The 21,455-nt window shown below is 64.2% G+C and carries 18 protein-coding genes; 17 read left to right on the forward strand and 1 reads right to left on the reverse strand.

What is annotated here, in order from left to right:
• The 15 genes from gspD (at position 1) to ABB27_RS06130 (ending at position 19,122) form a co-directional block, all read left to right on the forward strand.
• Positions 1 to 2,241, forward strand: a complete 2,241-nt coding sequence (gspD, locus tag ABB27_RS06060; RefSeq protein ID WP_057627357.1) for a type II secretion system secretin GspD — start codon at positions 1 to 3, stop codon at positions 2,239 to 2,241.
• A gap of 2 nt (positions 2,242 to 2,243) precedes the next feature.
• Entirely contained in the window at positions 2,244 to 3,107 is an 864-nt protein-coding gene (locus ABB27_RS06065; RefSeq protein WP_057627359.1) for a glycosyltransferase family 2 protein, read from the forward strand.
• On the forward strand, positions 3,104 to 3,937 hold the full coding sequence (locus tag ABB27_RS06070) for a glycosyltransferase family 2 protein (protein ID WP_057627362.1): 834 nt from the start codon (positions 3,104 to 3,106) through the stop codon (positions 3,935 to 3,937). The genes ABB27_RS06065 and ABB27_RS06070 overlap by 4 nt, the downstream gene beginning before the upstream one ends.
• A gap of 136 nt (positions 3,938 to 4,073) precedes the next feature.
• On the forward strand, positions 4,074 to 5,243 hold the full coding sequence (gene pncB, locus ABB27_RS06075; protein WP_057627364.1) for a nicotinate phosphoribosyltransferase: 1,170 nt from the start codon (positions 4,074 to 4,076) through the stop codon (positions 5,241 to 5,243).
• A 337-nt stretch (positions 5,244 to 5,580) separates the two neighbouring features.
• A complete protein-coding gene (locus tag ABB27_RS06080) occupies positions 5,581 to 6,969 on the forward strand; it encodes an undecaprenyl-phosphate glucose phosphotransferase (protein ID WP_211263676.1) in 1,389 nt (462 codons plus the stop codon).
• Complete coding sequence (locus ABB27_RS06085) at positions 6,969 to 7,895, forward strand: glycosyltransferase family 2 protein (protein WP_057627369.1); 927 nt, start codon at positions 6,969 to 6,971, stop codon at positions 7,893 to 7,895. Before ABB27_RS06080 ends, ABB27_RS06085 begins: the two co-directional genes overlap by 1 nt.
• The gene (locus ABB27_RS06090; protein ID WP_083491168.1) at positions 7,892 to 8,677 is read left to right on the forward strand and encodes a polysaccharide biosynthesis/export family protein; all 786 of its coding nucleotides are present in this window, start codon (positions 7,892 to 7,894) and stop codon (positions 8,675 to 8,677) included. The genes ABB27_RS06085 and ABB27_RS06090 overlap by 4 nt, the downstream gene beginning before the upstream one ends.
• Positions 8,674 to 10,656 (forward strand): GumC family protein, encoded by a 1,983-nt coding sequence (locus tag ABB27_RS06095; RefSeq protein WP_057627373.1) that lies wholly within the window; start codon positions 8,674 to 8,676, stop codon positions 10,654 to 10,656. Before ABB27_RS06090 ends, ABB27_RS06095 begins: the two co-directional genes overlap by 4 nt.
• Positions 10,657 to 11,823, forward strand: coding sequence for a glycosyltransferase (locus ABB27_RS06100; RefSeq protein ID WP_057627375.1), 1,167 nt, complete (start codon positions 10,657 to 10,659; stop codon positions 11,821 to 11,823).
• Positions 11,820 to 13,169, forward strand: coding sequence for a beta-galactosidase (locus ABB27_RS06105; protein ID WP_057627378.1), 1,350 nt, complete (start codon positions 11,820 to 11,822; stop codon positions 13,167 to 13,169). The genes ABB27_RS06100 and ABB27_RS06105 overlap by 4 nt, the downstream gene beginning before the upstream one ends.
• Entirely contained in the window at positions 13,169 to 14,371 is a 1,203-nt protein-coding gene (locus ABB27_RS06110; RefSeq protein WP_211263677.1) for a glycosyltransferase family 4 protein, read from the forward strand. Before ABB27_RS06105 ends, ABB27_RS06110 begins: the two co-directional genes overlap by 1 nt.
• Positions 14,362 to 15,465: a glycosyltransferase family 4 protein gene (locus tag ABB27_RS06115; protein WP_057627380.1), complete on the forward strand. Its 1,104-nt coding sequence runs from the start codon at positions 14,362 to 14,364 to the stop codon at positions 15,463 to 15,465. The genes ABB27_RS06110 and ABB27_RS06115 overlap by 10 nt, the downstream gene beginning before the upstream one ends.
• The gene (locus tag ABB27_RS06120; RefSeq protein ID WP_057627382.1) at positions 15,462 to 16,859 is read left to right on the forward strand and encodes an O-antigen ligase family protein; all 1,398 of its coding nucleotides are present in this window, start codon (positions 15,462 to 15,464) and stop codon (positions 16,857 to 16,859) included. The genes ABB27_RS06115 and ABB27_RS06120 overlap by 4 nt, the downstream gene beginning before the upstream one ends.
• A gap of 20 nt (positions 16,860 to 16,879) precedes the next feature.
• Entirely contained in the window at positions 16,880 to 17,677 is a 798-nt protein-coding gene (locus ABB27_RS06125; protein WP_244479154.1) for an acyltransferase, read from the forward strand.
• A gap of 2 nt (positions 17,678 to 17,679) precedes the next feature.
• Positions 17,680 to 19,122: a lipid II flippase MurJ gene (locus ABB27_RS06130; protein ID WP_057627387.1), complete on the forward strand. Its 1,443-nt coding sequence runs from the start codon at positions 17,680 to 17,682 to the stop codon at positions 19,120 to 19,122.
• 164 nt (positions 19,123 to 19,286) lie between these two features.
• Here ABB27_RS06130 and ABB27_RS06135 read toward each other — a convergent pair whose 3' ends face one another.
• Positions 19,287 to 19,652: a hypothetical protein gene (locus tag ABB27_RS06135; protein WP_057627388.1), complete on the reverse strand. Its 366-nt coding sequence runs from the start codon at positions 19,650 to 19,652 to the stop codon at positions 19,287 to 19,289.
• A gap of 430 nt (positions 19,653 to 20,082) precedes the next feature.
• Between ABB27_RS06135 and ABB27_RS06140 the strand changes: the two genes are divergently transcribed.
• Positions 20,083 to 20,622, forward strand: a complete 540-nt coding sequence (locus ABB27_RS06140; protein ID WP_057627390.1) for a fimbrial protein — start codon at positions 20,083 to 20,085, stop codon at positions 20,620 to 20,622.
• A 71-nt stretch (positions 20,623 to 20,693) separates the two neighbouring features.
• Entirely contained in the window at positions 20,694 to 21,416 is a 723-nt protein-coding gene (locus ABB27_RS06145) for a fimbrial biogenesis chaperone (RefSeq protein WP_057627392.1), read from the forward strand.
• Positions 21,417 to 21,455 lie beyond the last annotated feature (39 nt).

Genomic DNA, 21,455 nt, shown 5'->3' on the forward strand with positions numbered 1-21,455 from the left:
ATGACGTCACGCATAGTTGCAGTCACCCTGCTGATCGGCGCCCTGAGCGGCTGCGCTACCACGCCGCCACCGGAGGTCCGCCGCAATCCGGCAGCGGATAACCGGATGCCGGCCGCCGGCGAGCCCGCCCGCACCAGCGCATTGAGCGCTGAAGAAGCCCCCCGCGCCGATGACAACCAGGGCCGGGCGGTGATCCGCCGCGGCAACGGCACGGTGATCAACCGCGCGGCGGCGTCGGCACCGGCGCCAGCCTTGAGTGCGGCCGGCAACGGCACGGCGGTGTTCAACTTCGAAGGCGAGTCGGTGCAGGCAGTCACCAAGGCCATCCTTGGCGACATGCTCGGCCAGAACTACGTCATCGCACCGACCGTGCAGGGCACGGTAACCCTGGCCACGCCCAAGCCGGTGTCGCCAGCGCAGGCCTTGAACCTGCTGGAGATGGTGCTGGGCTGGAACAATGCCCGCCTGATCTACAGCGGTGGCCGCTACAACGTGGTGCCGGCCGATCAGTCGCTGGCCGGTACGGTCGCGCCCAGCACCGCCCCGGCTGCCGCCGCGCGCGGTTACGAGGTGCGGGTGGTGCCGCTGCAATACATCTCGGCCAGCGAGATGAAGAAGGTACTTGAGCCCTATGCACGGCCCAATGCCATTGTCGGCGTTGATGGTTCGCGCAACGTCATCACCCTCGGCGGTACCCGCACCGAGCTGGAAAACTACCTGCGCACGGTCGAGATCTTCGACGTGGATTGGCTGTCGGGGATGTCGGTGGGAGTGTTCCCCATCCAGTCCGGGCGTGCCTCGCAGGTGGCCAACGATCTTGAAAAAGTATTCGGCGAAAACAGCAAGACCCCCAGTGCCGGCATGTTCCGTTTCATGCCATTGGACAACGCCAATGCGGTGCTGGTGATCACCCCGCAGGCACGCTACCTGGACCAGATCCAGCAATGGCTGGACCGCATCGACAGCGCCGGCGGCAGCGCCCGCTTGTTCTCCTATGAGCTGAAGTACATCAAGGCCAAGGATCTGGCCGACCGCCTGGCCGAGGTGTTTGGCAGCAGCGGCTCGCGCAGCCAGGGTGACAGTGGCACCTCGCTGGCGCCGGGCGCCAGCCCGGTGACGCTGGGCGGGCGCGGGCAGGACGGCGGCTATGGCCAGAACGATGGGCTCAAAGGCAGCGACATCGGCTCGGCCGGCGGTGCCGGTTCGGGCCTTTCCGGCAGCAGCGGTGGTGGCATGGGCGAGAGCTTGCAGCTGCCGCAGCAGACTTCGGGCAACGGAAGCGTCACCCTGGAAGTGGAAGGCGACCGCGTTGGTGTTTCGGCGGTGGAGGAAACCAATACCTTGCTGGTGCGCTCCACCCCGCAGGCCTGGCGTTCGATCCAGGAAGTGGTTGAAAAACTCGACGTGATGCCGTTGCAGGTGCATATCGAAGCGCAGGTGGCCGAAGTCGCCTTGGACGGCAAGCTCAGCTATGGCGTGAACTGGTTCTTCGAGCAGGCGGTGAATGGCGCACCTGGCGACAGTCCCGGCAATATCGGCATGTCCGGCGCTGGCCTGCCCAGCGCATTGGGTCGCGGCATCTGGGGTGACATCGCCGGCAAGGTCACCGGCAGCGGCATGGCCTGGACTTTCCTCGGCAAAAACGCCGCCGCCATCATCACCGCGCTGGATTCAGTCACCAACGTACGGCTGCTGCAGACGCCATCGTTGTTCGTGCGCAACAACGCGGTGGCAACGCTCAATGTGGGCAGCCGCATCCCGGTCAATTCGACCTCGATCTCGACCATTGGCGACAACGCCTATTCCACCGTGCAGTACCTGGAAACCGGCAACATCCTCAAGGTGCGCCCGCGCGTGACCCGCGACGGCATGGTGTTCCTGGACATCGTGCAGGAGATCAGCGCGCCGGAAGGTGAGCCGGACAAGAACGGCAACTACCGCATCAATACCCGCCGCATGCAGACCGAGGCAGCGGTGAGCGCCGGTGACACGGTGATGCTGGCCGGGTTGATCGATGACAGCAGCACCGATGGTTCGTCGGGCCTGCCGTTCCTGAGCCGGTTGCCGGTGGTCGGCGGCCTGTTCGGGCAGAAGACCCAGAACCACCGCCGCAATGAAGTGATCGTGCTGATCACGCCTACCATCGTCCGCAACCCGCAGGAAGCGCGCAACCTCACCGACGAGTACGGCAGCCGCTTCCGCGCGCTGGACCCGATCGACAAGCCCAAGGCAGGCCGTTAAGCATGGCCCTGCCGGTCATTCTGTTGCCGGTGGGCGTGGATGATGCGGCGCTTGATGCCTGCCTTGCCGCATTGGAACGGCACACGCCGGCCGGCACGCCGGTGTGGTTGGCCGATGATGGCCAGAGCGGGCCGCGCGGCCAGGCGGTGATTGAGCATTGGCTGGCCAGCACGAAGCTGCAGGCCGAATACACCCGCCGGCCGCGTGCGATTGGCGAGGCCGCGCATCTGGATCAGATGCTGCAGGCCTGCGGCGACGCCGATGTGGCGGTATTGGCACCGGATGCACTGCCGATGGCAGGCTGGCTGCAGCAACTCAGCGAGTGCCTGGCACGCGATGCCTCCATCGCCACCGCCACGCCCTGGAGCAATGCCGGCGAGGTGGTGTCGTGGCCGCGCGCGGGCGAGCTCAATCCCCTGCCTGCTGATCCGGCGCTATTGGCGCAGGCGTTGGCGGCGATGCCGCTGCTGCAACCTGAGCTGCCTTCGGCGGTGACCCACGCGGTATTGATACGCGGCAGTGCGCGCCGTCGTGCCGGCGGCCTGGACATCCACAGCTATGGCTCATGGTATGCGGCGCTGGTGGACCTGAGCCTGCGCATGAGCGGCCTGGGCTGGCGCAATGTGCTGTGTGACAACGCCTTCGTCGGCCGCCAGAGCGAAGGCCGCCCGGCCGAAGGTGATATGGAAGTGCTAGCCAACCGCTGGCCGGTATGGACCGCGCGCTTGGCCGCTTTCCTGATGAATGACCCGCTGCACGCGCACCGCTTGCAGCTGCAGCAGTTGTGCGAGCAGGCGATAATGCCGCAAGCCCAGCCCGACCTGTTCGACGCCTGTGGTTCCCTTCCAGGCGCGGAGCCGGTGTGAGCGATTCGATTGCGGTGGTGGTGGTCAGTTATCAGAGTGCGAGCACCTTGGATGAGTGCCTGCAGCGCCTGCGCGCGGCCCAGGATGTCGCCGAGATCCGCGTGGTCGACAACGAATCGCGTGATGGCTCGCTGGCAATCGCGCAGCGCCATGCGTTGGCCGACAGCCGCGTGCGCTTCATCGCCAATCCGGACAACCCCGGCTTCGCGACCGCCTGCAACCAGGGCGCGCGCGAGTGCCATACGCCGTGGCTGGCCTTCGTCAATCCGGATTTGATGGTCGAGCCGCAGACCCTGGCGCAGTTGCGCGATCTGGGCCGGCCGCTCGGCGAATGCCTGTTGGGGGTGGAGCAGGTGGACGAGGACGGCGTCGCCGATCCGGCGGTACGCCGCCGCGATCCGGATTTCGCGGCGATGCTGCGCAAGCCCGGCGCCGGCTCGCGCCTGGCCGTGGCGGCAGACCTGAGCACGCCGCTGCAGCAGGTGCCGGCCCTGTCCGGTGCCCTGCTGCTGATGCCACGTGGGCTGTTTGATCGTCTGCACGGCTGGGACGAGGGCTATCGCCTGCACGCCGAAGACCTGGACCTGTGCCGGCGCGCGCGCCAGGCCGGCGCGGTGGTGGCCATCGCCAATGGTTTGAAGGTGCTGCATGTGCGCGGGGTCTCCAGCCGCTCGCGGCCGTTCTTTGTGGAATGGCACAAGCATCGCGGGCTGTGGCGCTATTTCCGTAAATTTGAAGCGGAGCAGCGCGGCGTATTGGTGCAGGCAGGGGTGTGGTGCGCGATCTGGGCGCATGCGCTGCTGCAGGTGCCGCGCTTGCTGCTCAAGTAAACCGCAGCTTGGGGAGGGGGCGTCCTGCACCATCCCGGAACCCCCGGCAGCCCTAACCGCTGCGCCTGCGACAGGCCATGAACAAGCGTCCGCCGCTGGCAGAAACGCAACCGCCTGCCAGCGCATAATGCGGGGCATGATCATCCAATCCCTGCTCGACACCGATCTCTACAAATTCACGATGATGCAGGCGGTCCTGCACCAGTACCCGGGCGCCATCGTCCAGTACCGGTTCAAATGCCGCACGCCGGGGATTGATCTGGCCGCCTATATGGACGAGATCAACGCCGAAATCGATCATCTGTGCAGCCTGCGCTTCACCGCCGATGAGCTGGAGTACATGCGCCGGCTGCGTTTCGTGAAGCCGGACTTCGCCGACTTCCTCGGCCTGTTCCACCTGGACCGCAAGTACATCAGCCTGCAGGCATCGAAGACCGTGCCGGGCGAGATCGAGCTGGATATCACCGGCCCGTGGCTGCACACCATCATGTTTGAAGTGCCGCTGCTGGCGATCATCAATGAGGTCTGGTTCCGCAATACCACCACCGCCGACTTCGCCGAAGGCGAGCGCCGCCTGCAGGTCAAGACCGCGTTGTTGCGTGATACGCCAGGCTTCGAGAACTGCCGCATCGCCGATTACGGCTCGCGCCGCCGCTATTCGCGCAAGTGGCACGGCACCATGCTGCCGATGCTGCGTGATGCATTGGGCTCGCAGTTTGTCGGTACCAGCAACGTGCACTTCGCGCGCATGTATGGCATGACCCCGCACGGCACGATGGCGCATGAGTATCTGCAGGCGTTCCAGGCATTGGGCCCGCGCCTGCGTGACTCGCAGGTGGCGGCGCTGGAGTCATGGGCACGCGAGTATCGCGGCGACCTCGGCATCGCCCTGTCCGACGTGGTCGGCATGGAAGCCTTCCTGCGTGACTTCGACATGTATTTCTGCAAGCTGTTCGATGGCGTCCGCCATGATTCCGGCGACCCGGTCGCCTGGGGTGATCGCATGCTGGCCCACTTCAAGGCCAACCGCGTCGACCCGGCGAACAAGGTGCTGGTCTTCAGCGATGGCCTGAACATCGAAAAGGTGATGCAGCTGTACGACTATTTCCGTGGCCGCTGCCAGGTCGCCTTCGGCGTTGGCACGCACCTGACCAATGACCTGGGCCCGACGCCGCTGAATATCGTTATCAAGATGGTCCGCTGCAACGGCCAGCCGGTCGCCAAACTCAGCGACTCGCCAGGCAAGAGCATGTGCGATGACCCGGCGTATCTGTCCTATCTGCGGCAGGTCTTCGAGCTTCAGTAAGCGTCAAATCCCTGCTACTTCGTCTTGACAGCTGCGATTTTTTCCTTCACGAAGCTGAGTGTCGCGCCTGTACCCCTGTAAACGTGAGTGCTGTCACGTTATTGTAGCGGCCATGGAACAGATGGCCAGGTACACCGTGCGCGTCGTTTGATACGCCGGACGGTTGTCTGCAGGGGGCAGGTGACTCACAGGGTCAAGCCGGCGGCATCGCTTCGGATGCGATTTCGCCTGGTTTGGAAGGTGTGCACCTGTTTGGTTTTGATCAGCACAGGTGTCTGAAGTCGTAATGCGCTTACCGTTCTCAGATGCGTTGTTTGCAAACACACGTCCGATAGTGATGCGCTGGTCGCGTCTGATGGCGCGTATTTTCCACTTCTGCGCGGCGGCCTCGCCTGCGGCGCTGGTGTTGTTGCTGATGGGCGTGCATGACGGCGCCTTGATACGCACCTATGGCGTGCTGGCCCTGCTGGCGGGCCTGCTGACCGTGCTGGTATTCACTGCCTTTGGCATGTACGGGCGGGAGATGTTCAGCAACCGGGTGTTGATCCGCTCGACCATCGTGGCCTGGTCGGCAAGCTTCGGCCTGGTGCTGATGCTGCATACGCTGTTCCGGGTGATTGCCTATCTGCCGGTGAAGATGGCGCTGCTCTGGTACCTGACCACCCTGTTGCTGCTGGTGCTGGGGCGGTTGTTGATGCTGGCGTTCTTCCAGCGACGCATCCGCGATGGGCATTTCGTGGGGCGCTCGGTGATTCTGGGCGCAACGGAGAACGGCGGCCGGCTCGCGCAGCACATGCAGCAGAACGTGGATATCGCCAGTGGCCTGCTGGGCTTCATCGATGACCGCAGTCCCGAGCGGATCAGCTCGCACCTGCGCCCACAGCTGATTGGCAACTTCACCTTGCTCGAGCAGTTGATCCGCAACAACGAGGTGGACCAGGTGTTGATGGCGCTGCCGGCGGTGGCCGAAGGGCGCAACCATCATTATGTCGAGCTGCTCAGCAAGATGCCGGTGCAGGTGTTCCTGGTGCCGGAGATGCAGGCCTTCAATTTTGCCTTGCCGCGCGTGGCCGACATCTCCGATGTGCCGATGCTGGTGGTGTCCGAGCCGCCGTTGAAGGGCTGGGCGCCTGCCTATAAACGGGCCGAGGACATCATTCTTGCCGGCCTGGCGCTGTTGCTGCTGTCACCGCTGATGCTGCTGGTGGCGGTTGCGATCAAGTTCGATTCGCGCGGCCCGGTTCTGTTCCGGCAGCGGCGCTATGGCTACAACCATCAGTTGATCGAGGTCTACAAGTTCCGCTCCATGTTTCACGATCAGCGTGACATGGATGCGCAGACCCAGACCCGCGCCGGCGATCCGCGCGTTACCCGGGTCGGCCGCTTCATCCGCAAGAGCAGCATCGACGAGTTGCCGCAGCTGTTCAATGTACTGGCCGGCAGCATGTCGATGGTCGGCCCGCGCCCGCATGCCACGGCGACCAAGGCCGCAGACGTGCTGTTCGAGGAGGCCGTCGCCAACTATGTGGCCCGGCACAAGGTGAAGCCCGGCATCACCGGCCTTGCGCAGGTGCATGGTTACCGTGGTGAGACCGATACCGTCGAAAAGCTGCAGAAACGTGTCGAATACGATCTTGCCTACATCGAGAACTGGTCGCTTGGCCTGGATGCCTTCATCCTGCTGCGCACCTTGCCGGCGGTGCTGTCGATGAAGGCGGCCTATTGATGGCCCGGCCGCGTGTTGCCCTGATCATTCCCGTGCGCAACGGTGAGCCGCATATGGCGCGGATGCTGCCGGCGCTGCGGGCGCAGTCGCTGCAGCCGGACGAGTTGCTGATCATCGACAGCGCCTCCACTGACGGCAGCGTCGCGCGCTGGCGCGAATACGGGGCGCGGGTGGTGGAGATTGATCCCCGCGACTTCAATCACGGCGGTACACGCCGCCTTGCAGCCGGCATGGTCGATGCCGACGTGCTGATCTACATGACCCAGGATGCGATACCGGTGCCGCCGCACGCGCTGCAGGCGCTGGTGGATGGCCTGTATGCCGCGGAGGATGTGGGCGTGGCCTATGGGCGCCAGCTGCCGCACCCGGAGGCCGGTGTTCTGGCGCGGCATGCACGTGCCTTCAACTATCCGTCGCAGGGCCGCATCAAGCGCAGCAGTGACGCTGCCGAACTGGGTATCAAGACCTGTTTCAGCTCCGATGCGTTCTGCGCCTACCGCGCCGATCTGTTGGCCGCTATTGGTGGCTTCCCGCAGGATGCGATCGGCACCGAGGACACGCATGTCGCGGCGCGGATGCTGCTGGCCGGCCACGCGGTCAATTACGTGGCTGCGGCCGAGGCCTGGCACTCGCACGATTACACCATCGTGGAAGAGCTCAAACGCTACTTCGACATCGGCGTGTTCTATTCACGCGAACGCTGGATACGGCAGAATTTTGGCGGGGCAGGCGGCGAGGGCGGGCGCTTTGTTCGTTCCGAACTGCAGGCGCTGCGCCATGCCGGTGCACTGTCCGCCATGCCCGGCGCGCTGCTGCGCACGGCTGCAAAATTCATCGGCTATCGTCTTGGGCATATGGAGCGGCATCTGCCGCTGGGCTTGAAACGACGCATCGGAATGTTTACCGGCTATTGGAGCAAATCATGAAATCCCTGCGATTGGTGCTGCCGGCGCTGCTCACCCTGTTGGCGACGGCGTGTGCGATGTCCAACGTTGTGCAACTGCCCGCCGGCAAGGTCATCGGTGAGCGCCAGATCAGCAATTTCAGCCCGGAGCAGCTGCCCAAGCCGGTGCTCAAGGTGCATGTCGGTGACGTGCTGCGGATCGTGCGTGATGCACAGACACCTGCCGAAAAGGACGAGGCGACGCTGTACCGGGTCCGGCCCGACGGCACTTTCGCCTATCCCTTCATCGGCATCGTCAAGGCCGGTGGGCGCAGCCCCGAGGTGATCGGCGAGGAAGTCAGCCAGCGGCTGGATGCGATCTACCGTGAGCCGCAGGTGACCATCAATATCGCAGAGGCTCCCGGCAGCCGGGTATATGTGGGTGGCGCGGTGCGCAACCCGGGGGCGTTCGACCTGATGTCGGCGGTGACCGTGCCACAGGCCATCACCGCCACCGGTGGCGTGCTGCCAACCGCCGACAGTCACCACGTGGCGCTGGTCCGCCAGGACGACGACGGCGTGCAGCAGGTGTACTTCTTCGACTATGCGCAGCTGCTGAGCCCGGCCACCAACGGCAAGGCAAGCGTGCAGCTGCAGCGCGGTGACCTGGTGTTCGTGCCCAGCTCGCGGATCGGCAATGCGATCCAACGGGTGGACATGTATGTGGGCCAGCTGCTGATGTTCCGCGGCTTCGGCGCATCGGCGAACTATCAGATAAACGAGCCGTCCTATCGGATCAACAACCCAAATGGGAGCGTGCCGTGATCGAGGTCCGTAGTCTTCGCGACGCGCTGCGTCTTCTTTTCATCTTCGCGCGCGAGTTCCGGCTGACCTTGCTGGTCACCATCGCGGTGGTGGTTGCCGGTGCCTTCCTGCTGCCCAACCGCTACGTTTCCGATGCACGCCTGCTGGTCAAGCCCACCCAGAGTGCCAGCGTGCAGCTGCCGGTGCAGCCGGGCCCGGAGTCGGGCTTCGTGCAGCAGAGCCCGCAGCGTGATCCGCTGCTGGATGAGGAAAAAATGGCGACCAGTGCGCCGGTCATGCTGAAGGTTGCCAAGGCCTATCTGGCCATGTCGTCGGTGCCGCCGCCGGGTGGCTGGGCGCGTTTCAAGTTCCAGCTTGGAAAGGCGGCCGCCTGGTGCAAGGAATTGGTCCGCGACGTGTTCGTGGGGGTGGGCCTGATGGACAAGGCGCCGCCGGAGGACCGTCTGGCGGCGCGTTTGGCAAAGCGGCTGGCGGTAAGCCATGACCCGGGCTCGAACGTGATGGAGATGCGCGTGACCTGGGGCGATCCGCAGGTGGCACAGGGCATCTCGCAGGCTTGGGTGGATGCGTACTTCGACGAGCGCGCCAATGCCGCCGGCGGCGATGCCTTGTTTGACTTCTACCAGCAGCAGAACACCGAGCTCAACGACACCATCATCAAGCTGAAACAACAGCTGCGTGATCGGCTGCGGGTCATCGATGCCACCAGTGTCGAACAGCGCATCGAAGATGTGACCGATCAGCTGCAGAAGCTTTATCGCCAGCGCCGCGAGCTGCAGGCCGAGCGCGAAGCGCTGCGGGGGATACTCGGTGCGGCCGGGCGGCAGTTGCCCGCTGTGGCCGGTGAAGTGATGACCGAGCGCGAGATCAGCCTCAATCCGGCCCGCGAAGACCTGAAGCTGAAGTTGAATGGCTTGAAGCAGCAGCGCCTGGATCTGCTGCGCAATTTCAAGGAAGGCGCGCCGCCGGTGCGGGCGCTGGATGAAAGTATTGCCGGCCTGGAAGCGGAGATCGCCGCGGTCAATGACAGCGTGGTGCGTTCGCGCAACATGGCCCCGAACACCTTGGGCACCCGCCTGCGCCAGGACATGCAGGATGCACGCATCAATGTTGCCAAGATCGACGCCAACATCGCCGAGATCGACGAACAGCTCAAGCAGCTGCAGGCCGCACGCGAGGAAGTGATGTCGGCCGAGCCGTCATTGTCGCGGCTCAGCCTGGAGCTGGGCTCGGCCGAGAAGACCTTCGCGCAGTATTCGGACTATCTGCTGCGTGCGCGCGTGATCCGCGACCTGAACCGCAACCGGCTCAGCAATGTGGCGCTGGTCGGCGAGTCCAGCTTCACCCCGTCGCGGGTTTTCCCGAAAAGCATGTTGATGTTGCTGCTGACCCTGCCAGTGGCACTGGCTGTAGCCTTGGTGGTGGTGTTTGTGCTGTATCTGCTGGACCAGCGCATCCACGACGGCGGTCGCATCGAGAAAACCTTCAACGTGCCGCTGTTGGCCACGGTGCCGGAAATAGAACGTGACCAGGACGGCTCGCAATCACTGCGCGCGGCGCTGTATCGCATTTACTGCCGGCTGCCGTTGGAGCAGATTGCCGAGCGCGGGCTGTCGCTGGGCTTGACCTCAAGCCGTTCCGGCGAGGGTGTCAGCTTCATCGCCTCGCGCCTGGCCATCGTGCTCAGACAGCAGGGCTATACGGTGCGCGAGGGCGCACTGCCGGCCCAGCCCGGCGAGATGGTGATCGTGCAGGCGCCGCCATTGAGCGACGAGCATGCGCTGATAGCGTTGCGTGGCTGCGACCGCATCATCCTGGTCGTGCAGGCACGCAGCACCACCGTTCCGGCAGTGGAAAGTGCCTTGGCACTGCTGCGCGACGCGCTGGGGCGGGCCGATGGCATCGTGCTCAACCGGCGCGTGTTCGAGATCCCGGCCAAGTTCTGGAAGCCCATCAGTCGCTGGCTTGGGGCGTACTGAGTGAAAGTCGCCCTGCTCGCGCCACTGCCGCCGTTGCAGAACGGTATTGCCGACTATGCGCAGGCGTGGATGCAGGCGCTGCGTGGTGTAGGCGTGGACGTGCAGGTGCCACCGCACCGCGATGGCGCGGGCTGGGATACCCACGACGCGGGTTTCTGGCAGGGCGTGGACATTGTCCATGCACAGCTGGGCGGCGGCCGTGGGCCGGAGTTTCTTGCGCTCGAGCAGCTGCGTGCGCGTTGGCCGCAGTTGGCTGTCAGCGCCACGGTGCATGATCCGGAACGTTTGGTGTGGCGCTCACCGGACCCTGCGCGCGGCGTTCTGCGTCGCGTGGCGACCTGGCCGCGGCCGCTGCCGCAGCTGCTGGCGCTGGCGCAGGACCGCAGCACGTTGGCGCGCGAGCGCAAGCTGGCAGCCGGTCTTGATGCAATGGTGGCGCTGACCCGCACCGGCGCCAGCTGCCTGCGCGAGCGGATGCGGAGTGCGCCGGACAAGGTCCACTTCATCGCACATGGCAATCCGCTGTTCGCCCCGGCGGCGCTGCCCTCGGACGACGTTTTGCGGTTGCTGTATTTCGGCTTCATCTACCCAGGCAAGGGCATCGAAGATCTGTTCGAAGCCGTAGCCGAGGTTTTCCGTATTCGGCCGCAGGCGCGGCTGGTGTTGACCATGGCCGGTGGCTCGTCACCCGAGCTGGCCTTTGGCAGCCGTGGCAACTATCTGGCACAGCTGCGCGCACTCGCCGGCGGGCTTGGTATCGCGGAGCGGATCGCGTGGCAGCTCGATCTGCCCGCCGAGGGAATACCCGCTTGCGTGCAGGCGCACCACGCGATGGTGTTGCCGTATCGTGATTCGCGCAAGCTGGCGCTGCTTGGCAAGATGCGCGGCACCAGTGGTGCGCTGTCGTGGGCCAATGCGTGCGGGCGTGGAGTGATAACGTCCGACGCGCGCGCCTTTGCCGAAGAAGTTTCGTACGACAACGGGGTGGTCTTTGCCCAGGGCCAGAGCCAGGCCCTGGCGCAGCGGATTGCGGCATTGCTGGATGCGCCCTCGCTGGCACGCCAGTGGGCGGCGGCGGCATCGGCGCTGGGTAAGCAACGCCAGTGGCCGACAATTGCAGGCGAGTTTGCGGCGCTGTTCGCATCGGTAGTGGAGCGTAAGCGATGAAAGAACCGGGCGTGTTCAAGATGGGGCTGATGCGGGTAGTGGGCTCGGTGCTGCTGGCTGGCGCGCTGCTGTGGGGCGTCAGCGCCTGCGCCAAAGGCGAGCGCGCCGGACTGGAACTGCTGCCGCCGCGGCCGGTGGTGTGGGCGGACTATCTGGGCGTCAATGCGCACTTCCTGTGGTTCGAGCCGGCGCGCTACCGCAAGCAGATGGATCAGTTGCAGGCCCTGGGCCTGCAGTGGGTGCGGGTGGATCTGCATTGGGACACCATCGAACCGCGGCAGGGCCAGTTCCGCTGGGATGTGCTTGACCCGCTGATGGCGGAAATGGAGCGGCGTGGTCTGCAGGCCGAGGTATATCTGGTCGGCTCGGCGCCGCATGCCACCTCGGCACCGGCGGGCAGTCCCAATCCCGACCAGTACCCGCCGAAGGATCCTGCGCTGTATGCGCGCGCCATGGTGCAGCTGGCCCAGCGTTATCCCAAAGTGGTGGCCTGGCAGGTGTGGAACGAACCCAACCTGCCCGCATTCTGGCAACCCCGCGAGGACCCTGCCGCTTACGGACAGTTGCTGCTGACCACCGTGCAGGCAATGCGCCGCGAAGCCCCGGGTCGGAAGATCGTACTGGGTGGCATGGGCTATTTCAGCCAGATGCCTACCCGAAACGGTGCATTGATGGTGGAAGCGCTTGCCAAGGGTGGGCTGTTTTCGCTGGACGTGATCACCGCCTACCACCCGTACTCGCTGTATCCGGAGGGCGATGATGCGCACGCGATGGACTTCGTGCAGCGCGCCCGCCAAGGCAATGCGTCATTGCGCGCCGCCGGTGCGGGCGAGATCTGGGCCGACGAATGGGGTTGGTCGAGTTATGCCGGGCCCAAGGAAGAGCAGCCCATCATCGGTGCGCAGGGGCAGGCCGACTTCGTTACCCGGCGTCTGGCGCTGATGAGTGCGCTGGATTACGACAAGATTTTTCTGTTTGCCCTGAGTGACCTGGACAAGCGCGCAGGCGCGCGCGACCGCCGCTATGGTCTGCTCGACGAGGCTGGCGATGCCAAGCCGGTATACAACGCAGTGCAGCGGCTGCTGCAGATCACCGGGCCGCGCCTGGTGCCGGGCAAGGCGCCAACATTCAAGGGCGCTGCGCCGGGGTTGATCAGCATTGGCTGGCAGCGCTCGGACGGCCGCCGGCTGTGGTTGTTCTGGGCGGCGCAACCCGGGCAGGTCCAGGTCGATGGCCTCAGCCAGGCGGTGCTGCACGACGTGCTGACGGGGGCGCGCAAGCAACTGGGCAGTGGCGATGCGGTGCAGGTCCCGGTGTCGACCTCGCTGTCGGTATTGGAGTGGTGATGCGGGCGCTGCACATCCTGTGGATCCTGCCGTATCTGCCGTGGCCGACTACCAGCGGCGGCAAACTGCGCCAGTACCATCTGCTGCGCTGCCTGGCCGCGCGTGGTCATCGCATTACCTTGCTGGTGCAAAGCAAAGTGCCGCTGGATGCCGCGACCCAGGCGCAGCTGGAACCGCTGCTGGAACGGCTGGTCGTGCTTGAGCGGCGGCCGCTGCGCTCAATGAAGACCATGCTCGCCGGGCTGCTGTCGCCGGCCCCGCTGCTGGCCTCGGTCAACGGCTACGCGCCGGCCTTCAGCCGTACGCTGGAGCAGTTGCTGCAGCAACCCTGGGATGTCGTGCAGTTGGAACACTCCTATATGTTCGAGCCGTGTCGCGGCCCACTGCGCAAGCATCAAGGCGGTTTCCTGCTCAGCGAACACAATGTCGAATCCACGCTGGCAGAGGTGACCTACAGTCGTCTGCCAGCGGTATTCAGGCCATTGGCGCGGCTGGACCGTTGGCGTTACCAGCGTTGGGAACGCCAGGTTGTTGGCGCCGCGCGCAAAGTGGTGGCGATGACCGAGGACGATGCCCGGGTACTGGCGGCATACAGCAGCCAACCGGTCGCGGTGGTGGTCAACGGTACTGATACCGGGGCGTTCTCCGAGGTGGTGGCTGATCATGCCGCGCGGCGGATTTTGTTCGTCGGCAACTTCGAGTACGCGCCCAACATCGATGCGGTGGAGTGGCTGCTGAACCAGATCATGCCGGCGATATGGGCGGTGGAACCGCAGGTACGTTTATGCCTCTGTGGCTACGCATTGCCGGCGCAATGGGCCGAGCGTTGGCCGGATCAGCGTATCGAGTGGCTCGGGTTCGTGCCCAGCCTGCAGCCGGTGCAGGCCAGCAGCAGCCTGTTCCTGGCTGCGCTGCGTGACGGTGGCGGTTCCAAGCTCAAGGTGCTGGAGGCGATGGCGGCGGGCTTGCCGGTGGTCGCTACGCCGCAGGCAGTGTCTGGGCTGGATGTGCAGCGTGGCACGCATTACCAGGGCGGGGTGGACACGGAGGCGCTGGTTGCTGCGGCCTTGCAGTTATTGGCCAATGCACCGCTGGCGCACAGCACCGGTGAGGCGGGCCGTGACCATGTACGCGCGCAACACGATTGGCAGCATTCCGCAGATCAGCTGGAGGCGGTGTACGCCGGGCTGACATGCGCATAGGCATCGATTACAGGCCGGTCACCGCCGCACCGCATTCGGGTATCGCCCGGCAGGTGCTGGCGCTTGAGCAGGCGTTGCTGGCCGAAGGCTGCGAGCTGCTGCGTTTCAGCATGGCGCCGGAAGGGCATCCGCACCGGCAGCTGGCCATCTGCCCGCCTGCGACGCCGGCCAGCGCCGGCCTGCATCGACCACGTTGGCGCCTGGCCTTCGAGCTGGGCTTCCTGCCGGGCGCATTGCGGCAGCACGGCGTCGATCTGTATATCGCCACCGCCAATAGTGGTTTGCCGCTGCGCCGTCCGCCGACATTGCGCAGGCAGGTGCTGTTGCTGCACGACGTGTTCCAGCTGACCTTGCCCGGCCGTCATGCCAGCTGGTTGCACGGACGTGTCTATGGCGCCATGGACCGCTTTCTGATCGGGCACGCAGTGCGCGGCGCCGATGCGATCTGGACGCCGTCGCAGTTCAGCGCTGCCGCGCTTGCACGGTTGTATCCGCAGGCGGCGCAACGTACCTCGGTGCTGCCCAATGCGGTACTGCCGTTGGCGGCACCCAGTCCGGTACCCGATCCGGCGTTGCCCGCGCGCTACTGGCTGGTAGTGGGCACGCGCGAGCCGCGCAAGAACATCGCGTTCCTGCTGCAGCAGTGGAGCGCGCTGCGCGAGGAAGGCCAGGCATTGCCGGATCTCGTACTGATTGGTGAACCTGCCGATGTCCCTGCACAACTGGCGGCACTGGCAGGCTTGCATTGGCGCAGCGGGCTGAGTGATGCACAGCTGTCGCGGCTGTATCACGATGCCGAACGCCTGCTGCACCCGGCGACCGCGGAAGGATTCGGTTTGCCGGTGATCGAGGCATTGAGTTGCGGCACACCGGTTGCGGTTGCCACCGGCAGCGCGCTGGATGAAATCACGCCGGCACAGGCGCTGCGGTTTGATCCGCGGGACGCGGCTGTACTGCGCCGCGCGTTGCTGGCTGCGGCAGCGGGGCGCGCTGAGCAGGAAACCGCTGGCGCCCTGATGTTGGCCGCACAGCGCTACAGCGCCGGCCCCTATCAACAACGGGTGGCACAACTGCTGCAGGAGGCGTGGCGATGAGGCTGGGCACGACTGTCGCCGTGCTGTGCGGCCTGCTGTTCGGCAGCCTGCTGCTGTTCCTGCCGCCGTCGAAGTTTTTCGTGGTATTGGCGGGGCTGCCGGCGGCCTTGGTGGTGTTGCGTTGGCCGATGGTGGGGCTGTCGCTGTTCGCGCTGGTGGCCACCTTCATGCCGTTCAGCACGTTGCAGGTGGGCTTCCGCTTCACCCTGGCCGAGGCGATGCTTGGGCTGACCTGGGCGGGGGTTGCGCTGCAGTTGTTCTTCCAGCGGCTGGAGCGGCCGCAGTGGGGCGGCGTCGAGCGCGGCTTGCTGTTGTTGATGGTGTTCAGTGTGCTGCCATTTCTGGTTGGCCAGGTGATGGTGGTGGCCGATGGCAATGGACCGGTCAACTGGGTGCGCTGGTTGGCCAACCTGTCGCCGCTGCTGCTGGCACCGCTGATGTTGTCGCAGGAGAAACAGCGCGAACAACTGGTGGTGATGCTGCTGTTGGGTAACCTGGCCATGTTGCTGCTGTCGTTGGGGATGTTCGTAAAATCACGCAGCGCGCTGGACATGATTCCGATACTCGAGAAGATGCACTACGCGCACCCAGAGGCGTTGCTGGATATTTTCAGTGCCGAGAACGCGCGCCTGGGCTCGCCCTGGGTTCACCCCAACCTGACCGGCGGTGCGATGGCGATGTTCGTGCCACTGGCAGCCTTCTATGGCCTCTACCAGCACGGCTGGCGGCGCGCGCTGGGCGCGACAGTGGCCGTGCTCGGTTGTGCGGCTCTGCTGTTGAGTAGTTCGCGTGGCGCCATCCTGGCCATCGGCCTGATGCTGCTGTGGCTGTCCTGGCTGCGGGTTCCCTATGCGCGCGCGATGGTCATGGCCGGCATCATCCTCGGTGGAGTGCTGGCGCTGACCTATGCGCCGCTGCAGGACCGTCTGGCGACGATGTTCTCATCGGACAATGCCAGTACCGAGGTGCGTGTGGATGAGTACAAGCGTTTCCCCGAGGCGGTGGCGCGGTATCCCTTGGGCATCGGCTTCCGCACCGAACCGCCGGTGCCGGGCAGTGGTCTGCTCGGCATCTCCAATCTGTGGCTGTACTACATGTACAAGTTGGGAGCGCTGGGCATGCTGCTGTATTGCGTGGTGACCTGGCGTTGGTGGCGACAGGTACGGCCGCGCGGCAGGGTGCTCACGGTGGATGGACGCAACGGGCTGTGGATGGGCTGCACCACCGGCCTGGTAGCGGCCTTGCTGACCGGCCTGATCGATCACTATTACAGTTTCACCATGGTGCTGGTGGCCTTGTTCTGGCTGCTGATGGGGCTGGGCCTGCAGAGTGCAGCCGCGGTGCCCTCCGGTACCCCTGGCCAGCCTTTGTCGAGTTTGAGGGAGCAGCAATGAGACACCGGGTTTTTCATTCCATGGATCTGCGCGCACGGCTGGGCGACTACGCGGCCCGCATGCAGGTGACGCCGGCCGCGTTGGCCGAGGCCTACGACTGGTTGTTGGCCAACGAGGGCGCATTCGAGGAAGCCAGCGGTGATCAGGTACGGGTATCGATCTGCTCGGTGGATATCGAATGGAAGCTGCAGCATCCACTGGGCAAGCAGCTCTACCACGTGCTGAAAACCGAGGTTCCTGCGCAGCTGGTGCCGCGCTATGGCATCAACTGGCCGACTTTCAAGGACCGCTGCCTGCGTCTATGGGAGCAGGTCTACAACATCGCCATCAACAAGGTGCCGTTCCATTGGGTGCGGCTGACCTGGCTGCGCATCGGCGGGGCGAAGATCGGTGAGGGCTCCACGATATGGCGTAACACCGAAGTGCTGGGCGTCAATAGTCTGGTGATCGGCAAGGACAGTGTGATTGCCTGGCATTGCCAGATCGATGCCCGTGCCGGGCTGCGCATCGGTGACCATGTTGCAATCGCTTCGCACGTGTTGATCATTGCTGGCTCACACGACCTGACCGCACCGGAGTTCTGGTCGGTTTCCGCGCCCATCGTCATCGAAGACTACGTGTGGATTGCCAGCCGCGCGCTGATCGCGCATGGCGCGCACCTTGGCCGTGGCTGCGTGATCACCGCCAATACCGTGGTGGCCAAGGAAGTGCCGCCCTACAAGATCATTGGCGGCACCGGTGCAAAACCAATGGGTGAGCGGCCGCACAACCTGTCCTACCGGGTGGGTGGCAAGAACATTCTGACGCTGCTGCACTGAGCATGTTCCGCACCACGCTCTGGTTGACGGTGGTGACGGTAGCCGGGCTTGCGCTCGGCTTCGGCCGCGAATGGCTGCTGGTCGATGCCTGGGGCGCAGGTGCACGTACCGATGGTTTTCTGGTGGCGCTGTTCCTGCCCGAAGCCATCCGCATGACCTTGGCCGCGGGCCTGTTGTCCTCGGCCGCGCTGCCGCTGTATCAGCAGCTGGATGTGGAGCGCCGCAGCGGGTGGGTTTCCACCCAGGTAGCGAGTGTGTTGCTGACCGGTGTTCTGTTCAGCGTGGTATTGGCGGTGGCTGCAGGCCTGTGGGTCAAGTTGATAGGCCCGGGGCTGGCGCCTGCAGCGCAGCACACGGCCGCATCCAGTTTGTTGGTGCTGTCCTGCGTGGTACCGATGCTGTTGTTGCATGCCTTGGCAGCGGCGGTGGGCCAGGCCCAACAACGTTTTCTGGTGGCCGGTCTCGGCTCGTTCCTCTATAACCTGCCGCCGGTGCTGCTGTTGCTGCAGCAGCGGGGGGCAAGCGATGAGCGCAGTCTTTCATGGGCGTTCGTTGCCGGTGCCGCACTGATGCTGTTGTCGGTGTTGCCGCTGCTGTGGCGCGGTGGCTGGCGGCCGTGGCGCTGGTACTGGCAGCGGCGCGATGCTGCCGATCTGTACGCCAGGCTGGGGCCACTGCTTGCCAGCGCCGGTGCCAGCCAGGGGCTCGTGCTTGTCGAGCGCATCTGCGCCTCTTTCCTTGGCGAAGGTGCCATCACCCTGGTCAACCTGGCGCGCAAGCTGGTCAACCTGCCCTTGGTTGCACTGATGAGTCTCAACCAGGTTGTGCTGGCGCGCATGGCGCAGTTGGGTGAAGACCTCGCCGCGCGGCGTGCTGCATTGCGGCTGGGTCTGCTGCTGACGGCGGCAATGACCATTCCTGCTGCCGCCGGCATGATCGGCAGTGCGCCGTCACTGGTCGAGGTGCTGCTGCCTTCGGGTATGCAGCACGGGCCGTTGCCGATGCTGCTGGCATGGTTTGCATGCGTGATTGTCTTCGGTGCATGGAATGCCCTGCTCGCGCGCTATGCCTATGCCATCGGCAACACTGTCTTGCCGATGCGCTATGAGTTGGCAGGCAGCGCGGTCAATGCCTTGGCACTGGCGGTGGTGCCGGCGGTGACCGGTATCGCCGGCATTGCCTGGGCTGCGTTGGCCGGATGTTTGGTGACTGCCGTACTGTTCCTGCGACGCTACGCGCTGCTGGGCGATCCATTGATGCGGCGATTGCCGGCAATGGCGATGCTGGCGCTGGCAGGGGCGGTGCCGCTGTTCCTGATTCTACCGGGGCAGTGGCTGCAGATTTCCGCCGCTTCGCTGTATGCGCTCGCGTGGCTGCTGTTGCTGGGCAGCTGGTGTCTACGCGTCGCGCGCGCGCCGACGGCTGTCGCTGCGGAGATGAATTGAGTTGGCTGTTTGAACAGCGAGCGTTGACGTTCATGCAACGGGTTAGAACCGCGAGTTCTGTATACCCATCCGGCTGTGGCGGATCCTGCTTCGCAGCTTGAACGGGTGACCGTAACCGTAAACAGCCACGGCGCACTCGCCGTAGCTGTTCTGAAGTTTTCCGGTTACAGGTAGGTAATCTGCACCAGATAGCCGCTGTTGCTCATTGACTGTGCCGCCAGCCGGTACTGGGTTGAGAACAGTCGCTGCTGGGCCTGCGGCAACGGTGCCATCAACGTGGTTGCGGCTTGCAGATCGGTGGCCGGGCCGACCGGTACAGTACTGCCGGTATCCAGGGTTTTCACACTGATGGCGGCACCCTGGGTTGCACGCGGGCAGTCATCCAGGCGAAGCCGCTGCGCTTCAACTTCAAGTGCGGTCGCGCAGCCGGGGCTGGTGATCCGGCCGCTGAACTGCACCGTACCTTCACCGGCATGAGCCAGTGCGCTGGTCGAAACAAGTGCCACGCCAAGCAGGACAGAAAGCTTCATGGCTGCGCTCCGCGATGTGGGGCCTTCAGTAGGCGCCTGCGCCTGGTGATGCAGAAGAGGCAGATCGCCGTTCTGCCCGCTGCGATCACGCGAAGAAAGTGAACTTCATCAAGGCGCGATTTTCCCGTGCCATGAGGGCCCACTTTTTTATCGGCTGTCCGTGAGTTTCCCGGGCCCAATCAGTGGAATTGGCCAGGTCTTTCCCATCAATCGATATGCGGAAGTTGCTGACATCTGCGTCTAAGCACAACTGCGGTGTCAATTCGCAAGTTTTGTGGATTACATCACGTTATTAGTTGATAACTTTCGGCCCCGGGATCTGACAAGTGGCCGCCGAGTTCTCGCCTGGTTGTAGAACGGGTGGAGTGTCGCTCTGCGCTGTCTTGCTTCCCTCCGCACTCTCTCCAATCAATAGGGCAAGGTAAAAGCAATGCGCACCGTCAATCTCTATGCAGCACTCCTAATCGCGGCTGTTCCGTTCGCTTCACACGCGGCGGATGGCACTATCACCTTCAATGGTGAGATCACCGACAAGACCTGCACCATCGCCAGTCCGCAGGGCAAGGATTTCACCGTAACCCTGCCTACTGTGTCGACGAGTGCGCTTTCAGCTGCAGGCCAGGTTGCCGGCCGCACCCCGTTCTCGATGAGCCTGAGCCAGTGCAGTGCCGGTGATGTAGCTACGTATTTCGAGCCTGGCGCGACCATCGATATCAGCAGCGGCCGGCTCAACAATGTTGCCACCGCCAATGCCGCCAGCGCGGTGAAGCTTCAGTTGCTGGGCGACAACAGTCTGTTCATTCCGGTAGTGGCTGCGGGTGCCGGTGCCTCCCAGGCAAATTCGCAGACGGTTACGGTGGATGGTGCTGGCTCGGCCAACCTCAACTACTTCGTCGAGTACTACGCCACCGGCGCAGCAACCCCGGGCGAAGTCTCCAGCAGCGTGAAGTACACGATCATCTATAACTGATCAACGCTGTCCTTGCCCTCGGTCGGTGCTGCTGACCGGGGGATGTTGCACGCACGCATGTAGTGACTGTGATGAAACCCATTCTTATCAAGACGCTGTTGGCGACAGCGTTGATGCTCTCGTGCGGATCGCACGCAATTGCCAGTGTGGTGATTGGAGGTACGCGCGTCATCTATCCGGCGCAATCGCGCGAGATCACGGTGCAGCTCAGCAATATCGGTGAAGCACCTTCGCTGGTTCAGGCGTGGATCGATAGTGGCGACCCTGAGCAGACTGCCGAGAACGCCGACGCCCCTTTCATGCTGACGCCGCCCATTGCACGGGTTGAACCGGGCAGGAACCAGGCGCTGCGGGTGATGTTTGCGGGTTCAGGATTGCCGACGGACCGTGAGTCCTTGTATTGGTTGAACGTGCTCGACATGGCGCCTTCGCCAAAAAATGGTGACGAGACGCAGAACTACCTGCAGGTCGCTTTCCGCTCACGCGTGAAGTTGTTCTACAGACCCGAAGGCCTGCCGGGGACCGCCAACGAAGCGCCAACGAAATTGCGTTGGAGTCGTTCGGGCACTCAGTTGCATGTGGACAATCCCACGCCGTACTACGTCACCTTTGCCGAGATCCATGCGCTTTCAAATGGCGCAAGCAAGCTGGTTGATGACAAGGGAAAGATGGTCGGTCCCGAACAGCAGTTGTCCTTGGATGTTGGTCAAAGCGTTGAGCAGGTGCGTTTCATAACCATCAATGATTATGGCGGACGGGTCGAAGCGACCGTCGATCTGGGAACCGGTAACTGAGCCGCATTGGATGCTGCGGCCGCTGGGCGCTGCAATCGT

This window comes from Stenotrophomonas terrae, assembly GCF_001431465.1.
In the GTDB taxonomy this organism is placed as follows: Bacteria; Pseudomonadota; Gammaproteobacteria; order Xanthomonadales; family Xanthomonadaceae; genus Stenotrophomonas; species Stenotrophomonas terrae.

Excerpts from the sequence above, each read along its gene's own strand:
- gspD (WP_057627357.1), top strand. The coding sequence starts at position 1 with ATGACGTCACGCATAGTTGCAGTCACCCTGCTGATCGGCGCCCTGAGC.
- ABB27_RS06065 (WP_057627359.1), top strand. The coding sequence starts at position 2,244 with ATGGCCCTGCCGGTCATTCTGTTGCCGGTGGGCGTGGATGATGCGGCG.
- pncB (WP_057627364.1), top strand. The coding sequence starts at position 4,074 with ATGATCATCCAATCCCTGCTCGACACCGATCTCTACAAATTCACGATG.
- ABB27_RS06080 (WP_211263676.1), top strand. The coding sequence starts at position 5,581 with ATGCGCTGGTCGCGTCTGATGGCGCGTATTTTCCACTTCTGCGCGGCG.
- ABB27_RS06085 (WP_057627369.1), top strand. The coding sequence starts at position 6,969 with ATGGCCCGGCCGCGTGTTGCCCTGATCATTCCCGTGCGCAACGGTGAG.
- ABB27_RS06090 (WP_083491168.1), top strand. The coding sequence starts at position 7,892 with ATGAAATCCCTGCGATTGGTGCTGCCGGCGCTGCTCACCCTGTTGGCG.
- ABB27_RS06105 (WP_057627378.1), top strand. The coding sequence starts at position 11,820 with ATGAAAGAACCGGGCGTGTTCAAGATGGGGCTGATGCGGGTAGTGGGC.
- ABB27_RS06110 (WP_211263677.1), top strand. The coding sequence starts at position 13,169 with ATGCGGGCGCTGCACATCCTGTGGATCCTGCCGTATCTGCCGTGGCCG.
- ABB27_RS06115 (WP_057627380.1), top strand. The coding sequence starts at position 14,362 with ATGCGCATAGGCATCGATTACAGGCCGGTCACCGCCGCACCGCATTCG.
- ABB27_RS06120 (WP_057627382.1), top strand. The coding sequence starts at position 15,462 with ATGAGGCTGGGCACGACTGTCGCCGTGCTGTGCGGCCTGCTGTTCGGC.
- ABB27_RS06125 (WP_244479154.1), top strand. The coding sequence starts at position 16,880 with ATGGATCTGCGCGCACGGCTGGGCGACTACGCGGCCCGCATGCAGGTG.
- ABB27_RS06130 (WP_057627387.1), top strand. The coding sequence starts at position 17,680 with ATGTTCCGCACCACGCTCTGGTTGACGGTGGTGACGGTAGCCGGGCTT.
- ABB27_RS06135 (WP_057627388.1), bottom strand. The coding sequence starts at position 19,652 with ATGAAGCTTTCTGTCCTGCTTGGCGTGGCACTTGTTTCGACCAGCGCA.
- ABB27_RS06140 (WP_057627390.1), top strand. The coding sequence starts at position 20,083 with ATGCGCACCGTCAATCTCTATGCAGCACTCCTAATCGCGGCTGTTCCG.
- ABB27_RS06145 (WP_057627392.1), top strand. The coding sequence starts at position 20,694 with ATGAAACCCATTCTTATCAAGACGCTGTTGGCGACAGCGTTGATGCTC.